This window comes from Adhaeretor mobilis (assembly GCF_007741515.1).
GTDB lineage: Bacteria > Planctomycetota > Planctomycetia > Pirellulales > Lacipirellulaceae > Adhaeretor > Adhaeretor mobilis.
The window spans coordinates 2,622,645-2,640,197 of the sequence record NZ_CP036263.1 but is presented as its reverse complement, the minus strand read 5'-3'; the positions used below and the strand labels follow the sequence as shown (position 1 = coordinate 2,640,197).

11 protein-coding genes and 1 tRNA gene are annotated in these 17,553 nt (G+C 55.5%); 8 read left to right on the top strand and 4 right to left on the bottom strand.

Annotated elements, in window-relative coordinates:
* The first annotated feature begins 53 nt into the window (after positions 1-53).
* Positions 54-2,696 (top strand): ATP-dependent chaperone ClpB, encoded by a 2,643-nt coding sequence (gene clpB, locus HG15A2_RS10380; RefSeq protein ID WP_145060165.1) that lies wholly within the window; start codon positions 54-56, stop codon positions 2,694-2,696.
* Positions 2,697-2,720: 24 nt separating this feature from the next.
* On the opposite strand, the gene HG15A2_RS10375 is transcribed toward clpB, so the two are convergent.
* Positions 2,721-2,993: a DUF6800 family protein gene (locus HG15A2_RS10375; protein WP_145060163.1), complete on the bottom strand. Its 273-nt coding sequence runs from the start codon at positions 2,991-2,993 to the stop codon at positions 2,721-2,723.
* Positions 2,994-3,095: 102 nt separating this feature from the next.
* Between HG15A2_RS10375 and HG15A2_RS10370 the strand changes: the two genes are divergently transcribed.
* A tRNA-Ser gene (locus HG15A2_RS10370) sits at positions 3,096-3,184 on the top strand.
* Between the two features lie 95 nt (positions 3,185-3,279).
* Here HG15A2_RS10370 and HG15A2_RS10365 read toward each other — a convergent pair.
* Positions 3,280-3,813 carry a PEP-CTERM sorting domain-containing protein gene (locus HG15A2_RS10365; RefSeq protein ID WP_218932473.1) on the bottom strand — a complete coding sequence of 178 codons (534 nt, stop codon included), beginning with the start codon at positions 3,811-3,813 and terminating at the stop codon, positions 3,280-3,282.
* Positions 3,814-4,246: 433 nt separating this feature from the next.
* Between HG15A2_RS10365 and HG15A2_RS23925 the strand changes: the two genes are divergently transcribed.
* The 3 genes from HG15A2_RS23925 (at position 4,247) to HG15A2_RS10350 (ending at position 8,089) form a co-directional block, all read left to right on the top strand.
* The gene (locus tag HG15A2_RS23925) at positions 4,247-4,984 is read left to right on the top strand and encodes a hypothetical protein (RefSeq protein ID WP_218932472.1); all 738 of its coding nucleotides are present in this window, start codon (positions 4,247-4,249) and stop codon (positions 4,982-4,984) included.
* A 130-nt stretch (positions 4,985-5,114) separates the two neighbouring features.
* A complete protein-coding gene (locus HG15A2_RS10355; protein ID WP_145060159.1) occupies positions 5,115-5,579 on the top strand; it encodes a hypothetical protein in 465 nt (154 codons plus the stop codon).
* Between the two features lie 17 nt (positions 5,580-5,596).
* Positions 5,597-8,089, top strand: coding sequence for an efflux RND transporter periplasmic adaptor subunit (locus tag HG15A2_RS10350; protein WP_145060158.1), 2,493 nt, complete (start codon positions 5,597-5,599; stop codon positions 8,087-8,089).
* A gap of 14 nt (positions 8,090-8,103) precedes the next feature.
* On the opposite strand, the gene HG15A2_RS10345 is transcribed toward HG15A2_RS10350, so the two are convergent.
* Positions 8,104-10,155: a TolC family protein gene (locus tag HG15A2_RS10345; RefSeq protein ID WP_218932471.1), complete on the bottom strand. Its 2,052-nt coding sequence runs from the start codon at positions 10,153-10,155 to the stop codon at positions 8,104-8,106.
* A 708-nt stretch (positions 10,156-10,863) separates the two neighbouring features.
* Here HG15A2_RS10345 and HG15A2_RS10340 point away from each other — a divergent pair.
* Both HG15A2_RS10340 and HG15A2_RS10335 read left to right on the top strand, forming a co-directional pair.
* On the top strand, positions 10,864-11,691 hold the full coding sequence (locus HG15A2_RS10340) for a hypothetical protein (RefSeq protein ID WP_145060155.1): 828 nt from the start codon (positions 10,864-10,866) through the stop codon (positions 11,689-11,691).
* A gap of 379 nt (positions 11,692-12,070) precedes the next feature.
* A complete protein-coding gene (locus HG15A2_RS10335; RefSeq protein WP_145060153.1) occupies positions 12,071-12,943 on the top strand; it encodes a peptidylprolyl isomerase in 873 nt (290 codons plus the stop codon).
* Between the two features lie 7 nt (positions 12,944-12,950).
* On the opposite strand, the gene HG15A2_RS10330 is transcribed toward HG15A2_RS10335, so the two are convergent.
* Positions 12,951-13,652 (bottom strand): OmpH family outer membrane protein, encoded by a 702-nt coding sequence (locus HG15A2_RS10330; protein WP_145060152.1) that lies wholly within the window; start codon positions 13,650-13,652, stop codon positions 12,951-12,953.
* A 303-nt stretch (positions 13,653-13,955) separates the two neighbouring features.
* Here HG15A2_RS10330 and HG15A2_RS10325 point away from each other — a divergent pair, with 303 nt between their 5' ends.
* A complete protein-coding gene (locus tag HG15A2_RS10325) occupies positions 13,956-17,420 on the top strand; it encodes a beta strand repeat-containing protein (RefSeq protein WP_145060151.1) in 3,465 nt (1,154 codons plus the stop codon).
* The last annotated feature ends 133 nt before the right edge of the window (positions 17,421-17,553 follow it).

Sequence of the window (17,553 nt, the reverse complement as noted above, 5' to 3'; positions counted from 1 at the left end):
GGCTCAGGAAATTCACTGCCAACCGCGCCCTGCCTACTGCCCACAGAATTACTATGCCATTCCGATTCGAAAAATTGACCCAAAAAGCCCAAGAGGCGGTGCAACGCTCGCAAGAACGCGCCGCTGAGGCGGGGAATCCCCAGATTGAGCCGCTGCACCTTCTGGCCGGGTTGTTGGATGAGGGCGAAGGCGTTGTGCGACCATTGCTAGAGGCGACGGGCATCAACCAGTCGCAACTACGCTCTATGGTCGATGCAGAGCTAAAACACTTACCCAAAGCCAGCGGCGGTTCTCCACCCGGACTGTCCAGCGATTTGAATAAGGTGCTCGAAGCGGCTCAGAAGACTGCTGAGACGATGCAGGATGAGTTCGTCTCGACCGAGCACCTGCTCCTGGCACTCACCACGACGAAATCGAAGACGCAAGACACGCTTAAACTCAACGCAGTTACCGAGGCTGACCTGCTCGCCGCGATGCAAAAGGTGCGAGGTAGTGCTCGCGTGACTGACCAAAACCCTGAAGACAAATTCCAGGCGCTCGAAAAGTACGGCATCGATCTCGTGGAGCGGGCCGAGCAAGGCAAGCTGGACCCGGTGATTGGTCGTGACCAGGAAATCCGTCGCGTTATTCAGGTGCTTTCCCGAAGGCGCAAGAACAACCCAGTGCTCATCGGCGACCCGGGCGTAGGAAAGACAGCCATTGCCGAGGGGCTTGCGCTGCGAATTGTTCACAGCGACGTGCCACAGAGCTTGAAAAACAAGCGGGTCGTCACGCTCGACATGGGTGCACTGATCGCTGGGGCGAAGTTCCGCGGCGAGTTCGAAGATCGCTTGAAAGCGGTCCTGCGCGAGGTCGAGGATTCCCAAGGCCAAGTCATCCTGTTCATCGACGAACTGCACACCGTAGTCGGCGCGGGCGCCGCCGAAGGTGGCAACGACGCGGCAAATCTCTTAAAGCCGGCCCTTGCGCGTGGCGAGCTACGCTGCATCGGCGCTACGACACTGGACGAGTATCGCAAGTACATTGAAAAGGACGCAGCCCTCGAGCGGCGCTTCCAACCCGTTTTCGTGGGCGAGCCTACGGTCGAAGATACCATCGCCATTCTGCGGGGGCTCAAAGGTCGCTACGAAGCGCATCACAAAGGCGTGAAGATTAAGGACAGTGCGCTCGTCGCAGCAGCTGAGCTTTCAGACCGTTACATCGCTGACCGCTTCTTGCCTGACAAAGCAATCGACTTGATGGACGAAGCGACTAGTCGCCTGGCTATGGAACTCGAAAGCGTTCCCGAAGAAATCGACCAAGTCCAACGTCGGCTCATGCAGCTCGAATTAGCCGCTCGTCAATTGGCTGAGGAAACCGAGGAGCATGCACAACAGCGGCTCACCGATATCGAAGAGGAAATGGCGGAGCTGAAACGCGAATTGGCCGACCTGCGCGAGCAGTGGGAGAGCGAGAAGCTCGGCATGGGCGACGTGCATCAGGTGCGCGAGCAGTTGCAGCAAGTCGAGCATGAATACGAGCAGCTGGCCGCGACGCTCAAGGAAAAACAGTCACTCGGCGAGATGATCGGCGAAGAGTTGTACCAATCGCTGTACGATCTCGATTCGCGCCGCAAGCAACTGCAGACGCAGCTTGAGGGACAGGAAGAACGTCAGGCCGAGGATCCCACAGAAGACGAGGACAAGAAGCGCTTGCTTCGCCAGGAAGTTGGCCCCGATGAAATTGCGGAGGTCGTCAGCGCCTGGACCGGCGTGCCGGTTTCTCGAATGGTCGAGACTGAGCGCGCGAAACTGCTAGTGCTCGAAGAGCGTCTGCATCAGCGGGTTGTAGGCCAGAATGAAGCCGTCGAAGCCGTGGCGAACGCCGTGCGCCGCAGTCGTAGCGGACTGCAAGACCCGCAGCGACCGATTGGCTCGTTCCTATTCTGTGGTCCAACCGGCGTCGGCAAGACCGAGCTGTGCAAGGCACTCGCGGAGACCATGTTCGACGACGAGAACGCCATGGTGCGCATCGACATGAGCGAGTTCATGGAAAAGCACACTGTAAGCCGCCTGATCGGTGCGCCTCCCGGCTACGTGGGCTACGAGGAAGGTGGCAAGCTGACCGAAGCGGTGCGCCGTCGGCCTTACGCGGTGATCTTGCTCGACGAGATCGAGAAGGCCCATCGCGATGTGTTCAACATCCTGCTGCAAGTGCTTGACGATGGTCGTCTGACCGACAACCACGGGCACACGGTGAACTTCACGAACACGATCATCGTGATGACTTCGAACGTGGGCAGCCAGCTGATTCAGCAGATCGCCACCGAAGGTGGTAGTGAAGAAGAACTTCGCGAGTCGCTGCAAGAATCCCTGAAAGAGCGATTCTTACCGGAGTTCCTCAATCGCATCGACGAAACGATTGTGTTCGAGCCATTGAAGCGCGAACAAGTCGCGAAGATTGTGGACCTGCAACTCGCCAACTTGGAAAAACTGCTCGCCGCTCGTGGCTTAGCCCTAGAGGTGACCGATGCAGCAAGAACCCAGATCGCCGCCGATGGTTACGACCCCGCCTATGGTGCTCGCCCAGTGAAACGCGTCATCCAGCAAGCAATCCAGAACCCACTGGCCACGGAACTCCTACGAGGCGAATTCCCCGAAGGCGCGACCGTAGTAGTCGATCACAACGGCACAGAATTCACCTTCAAAGCCGCGTAGGGTCCGCTGCGCGGCCCCTGCGTCTTACCGCTCAGTTTCAGCCAATTCCCAACTCTCGATGAGCGTATCGGCACCGGGGGTCATTTCGCGGAGCTTGCGAGTGATTTCGATCTTCTCACTGGCGGTCGCCTTAGGAAGCTTGGCTTTCATCTTATCCAACTGCTCGCGGCGTTTGCGGCGACGGCGTAATTCTCGTTGGCGTTCGCTACCTGGCATCGGGGACTCCATAGACTCTGTGAAGGGTGGGCGATGATTTCGCAATTCGCCATTATTAACGCCGGCGGCGGCAAACGTCAACGCAGAAGCTCGCTTGGAAGATACTATTAGCTAAGCAATTGACACTCACGCCCTACAAACGTAGAGTCGTTCATCAGATCACACTTCTTGGTCACATTCGTCGGACGGATGGCGGAGTCTGGTTTAACGCACCGGTTTTGAAAACCGGCGTGCTCGCAAGAGTACCGGGGGTTCAAATCCCTCTCCGTCCGCTTTTTCTACTGTTTTCTGTGTGAGGCGATCGCCAAGCAGAATGTATCACTGGCCACTACGTGGGTTTCCCCAATTTGTGGTTGATACAACCTTGCTATTCGCAGTTGTATTTGCGGCGAAATATCCACCCGCTCAGCCCTATGCCGATCAGAAACCAGGAAGAGGGCTCCGGTACTTGGTAGACCAGAATCAAGTCTCCACCTTCAACTCGCAGGGATAGCCTCTCTTGATAGGGAAGTGAACTCTCCGCCGAGAATTTTGTGGTATCTATCCGAGTAGCAGTGGGATCGAAACCCGATATCGAAGCTGCCGATGCGATGAGCCACTCGTAATTTTGGGTCGGGTCGAAGTTTTCGATTGCACCCTCATCTCCATTGTCATCCAGACTAATCACGTTCAAATGAAACGGCTCTTGCTCGGTCGACTCGAAGACTAGATCGCCCGCTACTTGCAATAGATCCCAGCCAAGACTTTCGCCAGCTGCACCAAGTGCGTCGTTGATCTCCCATTGGTACACCGAGTCGCTACCTAGAGTTGTTGAGCTCCCCAAGGATAGAACTCCCGGCGAATTGCCAGGGCTGATGATTGCCCCGTCCCGAAACTCAACAGGGTTTTGGCTCGTGCTCAAGGTGCAAGGCCACCAAATGCAGCAACCGAGTGTTTCCCGCACATCTAGCTTCACAGTAGGCAAGCGGCAGCTCCGAGCGATTCGGTTACTGAAACCTCTTGCCTTGTTCCTACCGTACAAGTGGCTCGCAGAATGCCGCGGGACTGAGAGCGGAATATCGAAAGTGAACTACCCGCAGGTCGCCTTAAATCGTTTGGTGGAAGGTAGATAACGATTGCCCACTCGTAGCCTTGGGCTCAAGACTAATCCATACGACACGAAAAATAGGATCGGTCAATCGAATCAATCTTTGGATGCTTTGCAAAGCGTAGGTAATATAGACTATTTCCGCACAATCTCCTTGTTGTGGCGTTTGGGAGTGCGGAGAATGGCACCCTGGGAGGTTTCCGCAATGTAGTGGAAACAGGGGTCCTTCAACACAGGAGTAACTGCAATGGGAAGATTCAAAATCACTCGCTTGGAAGAGCGAATCGCTCCAAGTAAATGGGGTGGACACCAAGGCGGCGGTAGCGGCAGTGGTGGCAAAGGCGGCAGTGGTAGTGGCGGCAAAGGCGGCAGCGGTAGCGGCGGCTCCGGTGGCAAGAGCGGCTCCGGTGGCAAGAGCGGCTCCGGCGGTAAGAGCGGCGGTAGCGGTGGCAAGAGTGGTGGCTCCGGCGGCAAGAGCGGCGGTAGCGGTGGCAAGAGTGGCGGCTCCGGCGGTAAGAGCGGCGGTAGCGGCGGAAAGAGTGGCGGCTCCGGCGGTAAGAGCGGCGGAAGCGGTGGCAAGAGTGGTGGCTCCGGCGGCAAGAGCGGCGGTAGCGGTGGCAAGAGTGGTGGCTCCGGCGGTAAGAGCGGCGGTAGCGGTGGCAAGAGTGGCGGCTCCGGCGGTAAGAGCGGCGGTAGCGGTGGCGGCTCCGGCGGTAAGAGCGGCGGTAGCGGCGGAAAGAGTGGTGGCTCCGGCGGTAAGAGCGGCGGAAGCGGTGGCAAGAGTGGCGGCTCCGGCGGTAAGAGCGGCGGTAGCGGTGGCAAGAGTGGCGGCTCCGGCGGTAAGAGCGGCGGTAGCGGCGGAAAGAGTGGTGGCTCCGGCGGTAAGAGCGGCGGAAGCGGTGGCAAGAGTGGCGGCTCCGGCGGTAAGAGCGGTGGCTCTGGCGGTCGGCGTGGCGGCAGAGGTGGCAGAGGTGGCAAACACTAAGCTCAGGCTTAGTCTAAGTCCATCAATGCTACCGTTTGCTTAACAGCACCCGGCACAGGGATCCATGTGATCCCTGTGCTGGTTTTTTGATTGTTTTTGATTTAAGACTTTTCCTACTGAGGCTCAGGCAATGTCGAAGACGACAGAATCTACTTCTAAGAAGAAGACGAAAAAAAAAGACAAACTACCCAAGTGTTGTCGTCGCAAAGAAAGAGGCGGGGCAACCTACAAATACTGGGGCAAGAACTATATCTTCGACGTCCAGCGGGCGATGGAACTGGTCCAGGATGGGCGCGAGCCGACAGAGGTCGAGGACGAAAGCGTACGTCTTAGCGTGAAAAACAGCTGGATTGACGATGTGCATGTTACGCACGTCGATCCGACGAAACCGGGCATCATCGCACACGTGTTTGCAAAGGCTGACGATGGCGATGATATACATGCCCATGTCCTGATCGACGGCAATCACCGCGCCGCGCGTTGCCTGCAACTTGAAAAGCCCTACTTCGCCTACGTGCTGACTGAACAGGAAAGCAAAGACATTCTCATTCGCAAGCCTGTTAAATCCTTCACGAAGGTCAACGAAGACGAATAGACTTGTGAGATGTCGCCATGTCGTCGCCGACAATCGAGCTACCGCCAGATCTTCCTCGCTTAAGCCCTGGGCTGATCATCCGTGAAGACTCAATGCCGGGTACCTATGTCGTCAAAGACTTGGATTCGGGAAAGTTCTTTCACGTTGGTGAAGAAGAACACTATCTCTTCTCGCAACTAGACGGTCACAGCGACCACATCAAGATCCGCTCCTCATTCGAGGCACGGTTTGAAGCCCCTCTATCCGAAAAAGATTTGCAAGACTTTGTCGATCTTGCTTCGCGGCGCGGCTTGCTAGACGGCCCCGACTTGTCGCCGGAGCTCAAGCCAAATGGCAAACCGAGCTCGAAGCCCAACAAGCGCAAACATTCGGCTAAAAAACAAACCTGGCTGAACTGGCGAATCCCTTTCTTAGATCCCGACCAGATCTTAAATTGGCTAGAGCCGAAGCTGCGTTTTATCTGGACTCGCAGTTTTGTGGTCCTGACACTAGGGCTTATTGTCTTTGCTACCGCAGTCGCCTATGCGAATCGCGCCCATTGGATCAGTGCATTTCCGGAGGCAATTACTTGGAAGACGATCGCGCTGGTGTGGGGTCTCATTTTCCTGGTCACGTTAATCCACGAGTTCGCCCATGGGCTTACGTGTAAACACTACGGCGGTGAAGTCCATGAGATTGGGTTCTTGGCACTCTTTTTTATGCCCTGTTTCTACTGCAACGTGTCTGACGCTTGGCTATTTCGCGAGCGACGAAAGCGACTTTGGGTAGGGGCAGCGGGCGCGTACTGCGACCTAGTCATTTGGGCTCTAGCCACCCTGTTGTGGCGTGTTTCCGCTCCAGAGAGTTCTCTCAACTACTTTGCGTGGATGGCAGCGACGATTTGTGGAGGACGTTGTTTCTTAAACTTCAATCCGTTGATTAAGCTAGATGGGTACTACCTGCTCAGCGACGCGACTCGCTTGCCCAATTTGTTCGACCGTGGTCGCAAGAGGTTTGTGCAAACGGTTCGCTACCTGCTGTGGGGCGCACGACGCCCGAAGCCGGAGACGCAGGGACGATTCTTGTTCTACTACGGAATGGCAAGTTGGTTGTTTATCGCCACGATCCTGTGGGGCATGGTGTACGGGTTGCTACAGCTGCAAAGCCTAGGGAGCGCGGGATTGGGTTTGGTAGGGATTGTTTTTGCTGTGTTGATGCCATTGGTCATTGGTAAGAATCTATTGCGCGGTTTTTCCGCAGGGGAGTTCACTAAGATGTTGAAGAAACGAAGAGGAAGAGCCCTGGTCTGGTTGCTCGCGATCTTAGGAATTCCAGCCGTTACCTGCTTAGTTCCACTGCAAGATCGAGTATCCGGGAATTTTGCAGTTAGGCCCTCAACGCGAATTGAGATTAATGCCCTGGAAGCGGGGTTCTTGAAAAACATCGTTGTCTCTGAAGGTAGCCGCGTGGAAGCGGGTGCCGTCATCGCACACATTGAAATCCCCGATCTCGAAATGAACCTCACGAAGAAGCATGCAGAGATTCGTGAGTCGAAGGCCAACCTACGCCGCCTTCAAGTCGGGCCCCGCCCAGAAGAAGTCGCTGAGCAGAGGTCGCGTGTAGAACGCGTCGTGAATTGGGTGAAGCTAGGAAACCAAGATCTCAATAGCGCGCAAAGGGCGTATGAAGAAGAGATCATACAGATCGAACACGAGATCCTTCAGCATGAAGCAGAGGTGGAGTTTGGCGAGCTATCACTCTCCCATTCAGAAAAGCTCCACATGCAGGAGGCTCTCTCGGGAGAACAGCTACTCAGCGAAAAGACAAAATTGAGGATCTCGACATTGAAACACGATTTCGCTCAAGCAAAGCTGCGCTCGCGCGAAGCAAAAGGTACGATAGAGGCTGAATCGGAACTAGCCCGGCGTGAAAAAGAGCTTGCTGACGAGCGATCGAAGCTGACCTTGCTAGAAGCGGGAGGTCGCCCCGAAGAGGCGGAAGCAGAGAGTGCCCGTCTGGCAAGATTGAATGAGGAACTAAAGTATCTCCAGCATTTGAAAAGCCGGGTCGTGCTGCGGAGCCCTGTCGACGGCATTGTGACCACACCACACATGCACGAGCTCAACGGTAAGCACGTTCCTACCGGAACCGTTGTGTGTGTCGTCGAGGATCTTACTGATCTGGCGACAGAGATCGCCATTTCTGAGTCGGATGTCTTGAAAGTAGAGCCAGGGCAACTCGTCGAGCTACGCGCACGCAGCATGCCCATGCGAACTTTCAAAACGGAAGTGCTGCGAACCGCTCCTGCCGCAAAATTATCAACCGCTCCCACGGCGTCCGGCGCACCTACCGTGCCCAATGCAGTCGTACCAGGCAAAGTTGTCGTGTACTGCAAACTCAATCAGGAGGATGCGCAACTATTGTCGGGGATGACCGGCTACGCGCGCATCTATGGCAAAGAAAGATCGGTAGGCGGAATTACACTTGATCGTGCAAGGCGCTATCTAAGAACTGAGTTTTGGTGGTGGTAAATTAATGCGAACGCTTAATGCCGCGGCGGTTCTGGGGAGCTCGCTTCCCCGCCCTGACTTGGAAGTACTGCTGTGCTGATGCTGGAAGTAACGTACGGATTGTCGACCACACCGGCCTTAGGAACTTTCGGTGTGGGTACAACCGGCGAAGCGCTCACCAGTGGCGGAAGTACGGTCCAGCCAACTTGCTCGCCATTCTTGACGGGACTGACGCCCTTGATTCTAGCATTGGCTTGCGGCGGCTTGAGCTGAGGCAAGAGCTCTAGCTCGGCCGGCGCTGGTTCCAGGATCGGCTCAACTTGGGCAGGAAGCCACCAAGGCCCAAGTCTGGCATCTAGCGCAACTTCTGGCGACACGGCCATGAATGCGTTTCTGCCCGAACCTCCGTTATCGACCTTCTCGTTCTTGGGCAGCTCTTCCGCCGGCTGCTGCTTGGGGATGGCTATTGCAGGCAACTGCTCTTTGACTTGGTTAGTTAGCGGCTCGTCCAGCAGGCACACGTTGTACTTGCCCAGCAGGTTGCCTTCAACCTGCTGGAGGCGTGCGAGTTCCGTATTGTATTCGGCTAGCAACACGGCCGCCTCTTCAGCAGCATCGGAAGATCCCTGTAGCGCTAGCAGCAAGTCGTTCAAGGCGATTACCATCCAGTTCACGGTTCTACCTGCGGGAGGAGGGTTCTTGTAACGAATCTGAGCCCCCTCCAGCCATTGCTTCGCTTGATTCTCACGCTCCTTGGCGACGCGGTACTCAGCATACAGAGCTTCGATGCGAGTATGGATCTCGGTGATCTCAAAAACCGTGAGGCGAACTTGTTCGCGAAGTTGGGCCTGCTCTCTCGCAAGCTGCAATTCTGCTTCGCGCAGCCTAGCGCGCGGGCCATTTCGTCCCAGCGGCACAGAGAAGGCCGCCCCAAATTGCCAGTCGTAAAAATCTTGCTCCACCATCATTTCTAAGGCGTTGCCCAGGTCGTCTTCCAGACCGTTGGCTCGATAGAGTGCTTGCAGATCGAGTTTAGGTAAGTACTGATTGCTCGCAACTCTAATCTCTAGTTCGCGGATTCGCGTCCGAATTCTCCGCTGAACTAAGAGCGGTTGATTATTGATCGCGCGCTCGATCGATGCGTATTTATCAAAGAGCATGGGCGCGGTCGGTGGCTGCGTAGTTAGTTCGAGCGACACGCGTCGATGAGCGCTGAGCCCGATCAGGCTCCCAAGCTGGATCTCTTTTTCTCGAATGACTCGATCCGCCCCGACCTTGCGTTGCCGGAGTCGATAGAGTTGTGTGCGAGCCTTGGCCACGTCCGCCTTCACCGAGCGATCAGCTGCCATGTTGGCTTCTTCGACACGCACGACTTCTTCGATCATCGGCGACTGCTCTTCCAAGACTCTCCGAGCCACACGGGCAGCATACAATTCCCAGTAAGCTTTCTCCACACTCTGCACCATCTCCAGGAGTGCTTCCTTAAACTCCCACGCAGATTGGTCTGTTTGAAGCTGCGCAACGAGTATCGGAGCTCGATTGACTTCCAACCCTCCCCCTTGGAGCAAAGGCTGGCGAACCTCAACTTCAAAGGCTGAAACATGCGTTGGATTGAACCCCGTTGAGCCGCCAGGAAAGAAGAGATACCCGGGTGATGGGTTGTACCCAACGCGTGTCTGGGTGCCGCGCTGCCAGAGTTTAGAGAGCCCCGTGGCAAAGGTTGCTTCATCGCGCCGATCTTCGCGGTCGATCCCCGGACCAAAAAACGAATTCGGGGGACCTTCAAAGCGATTCCACGAAAAACTCGTATCAAGGCTGGTGTCGAAAGCCGCCAGAGCTTGCCGGACAGTTTCGCTGGAAATGGGAGCGTCGTAGCCGGTGGCCTGTTCGAGGACCACCTCATCTCCATCTAACGAACGGGCGATGTCGGAGTATTCCAATGCAAATCGCAAAGCTTCGTCGATTGAGAGAGTATCGCCATTGGCCAGCGCAGGTCCCTTGAAGGGTGACGACTCATTCGCAGAGGCTCGAGAGTGCCCCTCTGACACATAGCTGCAAAGTTCAACCTGCGGCAAGCTAGGTAGCACTTGTTGAGAACTACGAATTCCCGGTTCAGAGAATGCGATCGTTGAGGGCGCGCGGCAGCCCAAGGACGTGACGACGCACCATGCGACGCTCCACCCAAGGCATAGCCTAAGACAGTTATTGCAGATTATTCCCCCCATGCGAAAGGTTATCGGTTGTTTGAACCTGTCAGGTTAGGCGGAGCGTAACGCCGACCGAAATGGCACGACCGCAGTGATAGCACGGCTCTCGCGCGTACCTTCTAGGTGACCCTCCCGGCATTTCTGCTTCGGCTAGGACGATTCCAAGCCCGTCAAGAATGGCCCTTGGGCCGCTCGCAAGTGGTGCCGCCTAGAACGTGCGACGGCCATTGCTCCTCCGTCGGCACGTGTCCTCGGGCCCACGTTTCCCCAAAACTAGCGACTTGCGGAAATCCGCCGGGGCCTGCGAGACGTAATATTGATGTGATATCTCAGTCAGCCGCTGAACGGTCCCCTGCAGACATAAGCCATTGAATTCGTGGCACTTACGTCAAGTGCGCCCTAAGTGCCAGCCAGATTCACGGGAAGAATGTAAGTTTCTACGCGTTTTTGGATACCAATATCTAGTTGCTTGCGCCTAACTATGGGTAAGTAGGGCATCTACAACCGCACCGTCAGGTCAGCAATCGGGGTGCTATTGAAGATCTCTTTCAGTCATTGAACTTTTTTGAGATTGGGTTGAGGTGAGCAATGCTATCTATTCGTACTTCATTGACTAGCAAATGCATTCTTGCTGTTGTTTTCTGTATCTGGTCTTCCAACTACGCGAAGGCAGTCTTGTACACTGGGTCGGGGACCAGCGGATTCGGCGGTGCGGTCGGCGGTTCAACGATGAATTGGACCGACGACGGAACGACAATTACGGTCGATTTCACAAAGGGTGCTGGCAATTTCAGCGACAATTTTGTGCTGTATTTGGATACCGGGGCTTCGGGGCGCAACACAATAGGAACCCAAGTAAATGATCGAGCAGATGCCAATCGCTCCTCTATTACGTACATGGAGTCAAGTACTGGGAAAACATTGACGTTCCCACTAAGTTTCGAGGCAACCCATGCCATTGCAATTAATGCGAGCTTTGGAGGCTTGTGGTCCATTTCTCCAACTGGCAGCGTTGGCAATAATGGCCTCGGATTTATTGCTGGTGTAGGTAACCCCACCACACCGACTGATGCGTCGTTTACCTTCTCTTTCAACGTCGCCGACCTTGGTTTGACTCCTAGCAGTGGGGCACAGATTGACTTCGTAGGTACGTATCTTAACCCCTTTGGTGAATCGAACAGTCTTGGCTTTGCTTCCAACGAAGGGTATGGGAGTGGATTTGGGGCTACAAATATTGGGCAAGAGGATTTCACATTTGCTGGGTCACCGGAGAGTTACATCACCGCTGTCCCCGAACCTTCCGCATTCCTCTTTGGCGGCCTGATCTGCGGAGTGCTTGGCGCAAACCATGTTCGCAAGCGTCGAGCTACCCTCGGAGGGGAACTAGTCTCGCCGCTGCCGAGCGATCAAATCTGACTGCCGCTTGCGCTAAACGCTTTGCGCACCCTTGCACCCGTTCGATTGGGAGCTGTCTATCTACTCTCCGAATCAAATGTACTAGTTGATTCTCTGGGCTCGGCGTTTTTCTCTTAGGATGCTGCTCCAGATCCCTGCACTGTGGGTGCCCGCCCGGTCCGTCCACTCTCAACAGTCCGCTGGTAACGATGGCGCGGATTCTTCGCGTTGCGGGTCGTTACAATGCTCGCTAGCGGACCTCCCCATTGCGATTTCCTGCCTGAGGGGCCAATTAACCTGCCGTTTGCGTGCGGATCTGGCGGTCTCCAATTATCATGGAGAAACGGTCCCCTTGATGATCGATCAACTCGTCTAGCTATTGGTTTAGGAAAATTACTCGATGCGTAAAACGACTCTGCTTGCCCTCGCCTTTGCTCTTATCACTGCTCCTGCCACTGCGCAGACGTTGCGGTTTGATACCAACGTCGGCAGCTTCAACATCGTACTGAACCCGACGGACAACCCTAACTTGCAGGGTCATGTTGATAACTTCCTGGGCTACGTAGGCCTGGGGCGTTACCATTACTCGGCCATCAACCGCGCTCCCGAGGACTTTGTGATTCAGATGGGCGGGTTCTCAGCATTTCCGGGGAGTTCCGATACAACGTCTCGGCCCTTTCAGTCAATTGAGAGTGGCCCCCAAGTAGTCGTAGATTCCGACAACAACGGTACTGTCGACTTTGATACGTCAGAACTTAGCAATACCATCGGCACCATTAGCCTCGCCTTGAGTAACTCAACCAACAGTGGCACCAGCAGTTTCTTTATCAACTTGAGTGACAACTCTGATTCTCTGGATAGATTTTTCGTCAACGAAGAAAACTTTATTGAATTCCTGCCATTTGCTGAAATCCAATCTATCGATTCGCTCGACGCCATCACAGACCTGGAGCAAATTGATTTGAGCACTGCACTTGGTAGTCCTGGAAACCTTGCATTCATCGACGTCCCCGTTGTTGATGAAACTCGCTTCGTCGTTGTCCAAGACGTCACAATCGTGGAAGCAGACGAAGACTTCTCGTTTGTTGGGCCAATCCAACGAGCGTTGGGTATTGAGAACTTGGCTTCGAGCAGCGCCGCCGCTTCGGCATTAAGTTCTTCCTCAAGCAGCTCGGCAGCTGTCTCGGGTATCCCTGAACCGACCGCCTTTTGCCTCGCTCTACTAGCAGGCGCTGGCTTGGCAGGGGTGCGCAGGCGTCGGGCGTACCACTGAGTTGGGTTTACCGAATCGTGGTCTGTTGGTAAGTGGTCTGCTGTACTGTGGCCTGCTGAGTCGATGCGGGTGTCGCTGCCCGAGCAGTTTGCTGTTGGCGGAGGATCATATCGACCACATCCTGAGTGATGTCGACCGAAGCGACATAGTCGTAGATCACGCTATCGTTGTGGGTGAGGATTACCGAGAGCCCACGTTCGCGTGCCGCCTCTCTGGCGTAAGGCTTGATCTGATTGCGAAACTCCGTGATCAGCTGGCTCCGCTGGGTGGCTAAATCACGAGTCACCTGCTGGCGAGCTTTGTTGAGCTGAGCGTTTGCTTGTTGCTGAAAGCTGGCCAACTGAATTGCCCCCTGTTCGGCTGCCCCTTGTGAGATTGTTCCCTGCTTGGGGTTCTCAGCGCTCGTCGCCTGTTGGCGTTGGACCTGTTGCTGTTGTGTAATCTGCCGGCGATACGTTGAGGCGAGCTCGCTTAGTTGCTTTTGCAGCTTCGTCTGCTGGGCGGTTAACGTCTGTGTGATTCGCTTATCTTGCCCCAAGAGCTGTGCCACGCGATCCAGGTCGATGACGGCTACGTTGCCAACCTGGAGAGAGCTGCTCGCAGCGACCGGCTCTTCGGCTGCCTGCTGACCACAGCCGGTAGTGATTGCGAGCCCAATGCCCAGCAGCAGTGCTAGAGCTGTGTCGAAATCAGTGGTTCTTCTTGGCATGGGTGGATAGTCTCTTGGTGGTCTACTGCATGGGTTTCAACTCAGATTGAAACTGGATTTCTCGATCGCAGTTGCTCGGTCGAAATGACAGGAATCGAGTCTTGCTCCAGTCTGAGCGGAGTGTATGGGCCGTGTCCGCGGCACGAAAGGTCGATTGGCCGTGCAGTCGAGAGGGCATGTTAAACTGGGCAGCTTTTAGCGATTTTACGGGCAGAATTCTCAAGGCAGGGCCATCGAGCTACCGATACCGATAGCTGGAGCCTGTTAAACCTTGCCCATTGCGCAGAATTTTCAGCCGCTGAATTGACAGCTATTGATCCCTACAAGGGCACGACTGTCTCCTTACCGGCCAACGACCTACGAGCGAGCTACCAAGTGTCGACCCATCGATTTCAAACACTGACAGCGATTGGCAGAGCGCTCTGTGGACCGAGCCTTGCCGTACTGCTAGCGGTAGGCGTCGGAGCATTTTTCGTTCAAGACGCCAGCGGCCAAGGGGGCGACGTTCAGTCTGGCGTTCCCTACTCGACGAGTCGGGCAGGAAGAATCAACCTGGGAACGACCCCATTGCGCATCTGGCACAGTACACGTGCCTACGGACAGGAAGATGGCGAAACCGCCATCGGTGGACGCTATGCCGTTCCCAACGAATTGGGCGTCTACTTCTTCGATGGGCAGTTCCGTGAATCCAATGGCGGCGAGTTTAGCCTAAATCTTGGCGGCGGTTACCGCTGGCGATACGCAGATCCGTTTTCCAACGCGACCCGCATCTTCGGCGTGAGCGGCTGGTACGACGGCCAACAAACGGTGCTCGATAACTTTTTCAACCAGGGTGGCGTCAGCCTAGAATCGCTCGGCGACCTAGTTGACCTTCGATTCAACGCGAACCTCCCTGGCGAGAGCATGAAGGTAAGTGGCCCGGCTGATGTCGGAGAGTTCTTTTACACCGGCAACAACATTCAGAGGCTAGAGCGAACTCGCGGCGACGTTTCTCTCTCCAACGTAACCGGCGAAATCGCTCTGCGCGTGCCCGACATGAACCTTTGGGGCTATGGCGGGGGTTACGCACTCGACGGAAACAACGTGAGCACCGGCGGCTACAAACTGGGTGCCCGCGGCTACGCCTACGATGATCTGCTGCTCGACTTCGGCGTGAGCGATGACGACGAATTTGGAACACTGGCTACCTTCCAAGTCGTGTGGACACCAGGCCGCGTCAGTTCGCGACCAACACAGTGCGTGCACAACATCAACGACCGCATGCGCGAGCCAGTCTATCGTCCGATGTACGTCGCCACACAACAACGAACCTTCCTAACAAACACCTCTACTCTTACTGACGAGGATGGTGACATAGCTCGTGTGGTTCACGTCGATAGCACAGCCACCGCCCCTGGAGATGGTACCTTCGAGAATCCACTCACCAGCCTCGACGATGTGTTCGCCAATTCCAACGAGAACGACATCGTACTCGTCCACTCGGGCAGCACCTTTAATGGCGAGTCAGCCGTGTTGCAAACGGAGCAACGCTTCCTGGGTGAAGGGGGCGACGTCGTCCATACGATCCAGTCGCTGGATTTCGATACGGTTGAGCTACCCGAGACGGCTGTAGGTGCCCGCTCGGGTTCCGTTCCTGTCATCGATGGAGCGACCATCGCCGGCGTGCAAATTGGGACCGCTGCTTTGGCTGATGCCACAAGTATCGAGGTCAATAACTTTGACATCACCGGTGGCGACGTGGGCATTCGCTCCACAGCAACGGGAACAGGAACGCTCAACGTTGGGAACGTGGCGATCTCCGACACGGGTAGTCACGGTGTGGAAGTTGTCGGATCGAATGCGACACATACCCTGATTGACGTAACCATCACCGATGCTGGTGATGCCGCGGGCGAAGCAGGCTTGAAAGTAAGCGGCGGCGATTCCACAGTTAATATTGCTGGCCAAATCGTGCAAGGAGCAGCCGCGACGGACACAGCTGCCATTTTCGTTGATGGCGAGCACACCGGTACCGTAAATATGCAGCTTCCTTTCGACGCAGCAGCCGGCGATCTGATTGTTGATGCACAAAACGGTACTGGACTGCAGTTCGACAATGCGGACGGCATCTATAACCTTAGCGGGGCTGTTGAACTTACTGGCGGCGATGCAGGAATCGACTTCCTCAATGGCACCGACGGCACCCTAACGGTCAGTAATGCGACGATCACCGACCCCACCGGTACGGCGATCAACATCGACGGTGGCGAGGGCTCGTTGAGCTACACCGGCATAGTAAATCAGAGCAATGCCGCCACGGCGCTAGCCGTTTCCGGCAATCATACAGGCACGCTCAACTTCAACGAAGCGACCACCGATGCTGGTGTGTTCGATGTCACCAATGGCGATGGCCTGCAGTTTAACGATGCCAACGGGGCGTACGTATTCAATGACACAGGCACGCTCAACGGCGGAGATGCCGGCATTGATATCGTCAATGTTTCCTCGGGAACCTTTGTATTCACCGATGCGACGATTACCAACCCCACCGGAGACGCGGTTGTCATAAGCGGTAACACAGCCGTTGATCCTGCGAGGTCTGCTGTTGTGACTTTCAATAACGCGGCGATAACCAACAATGCGGGTCGTGCTGTCGTAGTTGAGTCGAACACCAACGCCGACGTGGTCATCGACGGAACGATTACTACCACGGACGGTGCTACAGGTGTCCTTGTGCAAAATAATACCAACACCAACGTCAGTTTGCCTGCAACGCTTAGTTTGGAAACTGGTGCAAATGATGCATTCACCGTCCAAAACAATACTTCCGGCAGCGTCTCAGCCACAGGCATAGGCAACACGATCACTACCACCACGGGTACAGCCGTGAGGATCACTGATTCAGTCGTGGCCGCTACCGGAATAAATCTGGGAACCATCAATGCCGACGGAGCCGCCCAAGCCGTTGTGCTAACGAACGTGACGGGTGGCGTAGTCAACCTAGGTGCCGGCGGAACGACCGCTGGCGATGGTGGCCTGATACAGAACATTACTGGCACAGCCTTCACGATTACCGACGTAGAGAATGTCGTGATTAACGCAGTGCGGATTGAAAACGGCGTGGGTGATGGTATTGACCTCAACCATACGGGCGGAATCAGCCCCGCCGATTTTACAGCCGCAGTATCCAATAACAGGATTACTGGCATCACCGGCTCCGGCATCGACTTCAATACGACCGCGGGAGATCAAGTCACGTTGATTCTCGATGGCAACAACATCGACGACACCGCCCAAGCAGCGATGGCGCTGAATTTCAACGGCGACGGCACTTCAGCTGTCACGGTGACCGATAACATCGCAGCCAATTCCAATGGGCAAGAAGCCTTCCTACTCACGACCACCGGAGCAAGCCCGCAGACTCTCACCACACTCATCGAAGGGAATACCTTCAATAATGACGACCCGACAGCCTTCGCTGCGGACATTCGGGCCGAAGGTCAGGGCGTAGTCAATGTGACGATCCGAAACAACAACTTTGCCAATGCCGATCTAGCAACCGGCGTTCCGGTACGAGTGCAAGTTGACAACGCGGGAGCCAACCTGCATCTCGACCTCGACGCGAATACCTCCACACCAGCAAACGCCGGCAACGATGGCTACGAACTGAATCAAGTCAACGGCTCGTTCGAGGTCGAAAGCCTTGCCGATGTCACAACACGCAACACGGGCACCGTATCCACCTCGGGTACTGTGGTCAACGATCCGGTTGACGTTCCGGAGCCATAGAGCTGATTCTCGAGCCTTCGTTCCGCGAATCTCGTTTGCAGTCAGCATGATTCGTAGACCGAAACTCGCAATTGCGACCCTCATGCACTGCTTGCTTACACAAGCACGGCTCGCCTGTTAAACTCGCGGGATA

Bases quoted from the DNA above. Each gene is read 5' to 3' on its own strand.
- HG15A2_RS10350 (WP_145060158.1), top strand. From the start codon at position 5,597: ATGTCGTCGCCGACAATCGAGCTACCGCCAGATCTTCCTCGCTTAAGC.
- HG15A2_RS23925 (WP_218932472.1), top strand. From the start codon at position 4,247: ATGGGAAGATTCAAAATCACTCGCTTGGAAGAGCGAATCGCTCCAAGT.
- HG15A2_RS10355 (WP_145060159.1), top strand. From the start codon at position 5,115: ATGTCGAAGACGACAGAATCTACTTCTAAGAAGAAGACGAAAAAAAAA.
- HG15A2_RS10340 (WP_145060155.1), top strand. From the start codon at position 10,864: ATGCTATCTATTCGTACTTCATTGACTAGCAAATGCATTCTTGCTGTT.
- clpB (WP_145060165.1), top strand. From the start codon at position 54: ATGCCATTCCGATTCGAAAAATTGACCCAAAAAGCCCAAGAGGCGGTG.
- HG15A2_RS10330 (WP_145060152.1), bottom strand. From the start codon at position 13,652: ATGCCAAGAAGAACCACTGATTTCGACACAGCTCTAGCACTGCTGCTG.
- HG15A2_RS10335 (WP_145060153.1), top strand. From the start codon at position 12,071: ATGCGTAAAACGACTCTGCTTGCCCTCGCCTTTGCTCTTATCACTGCT.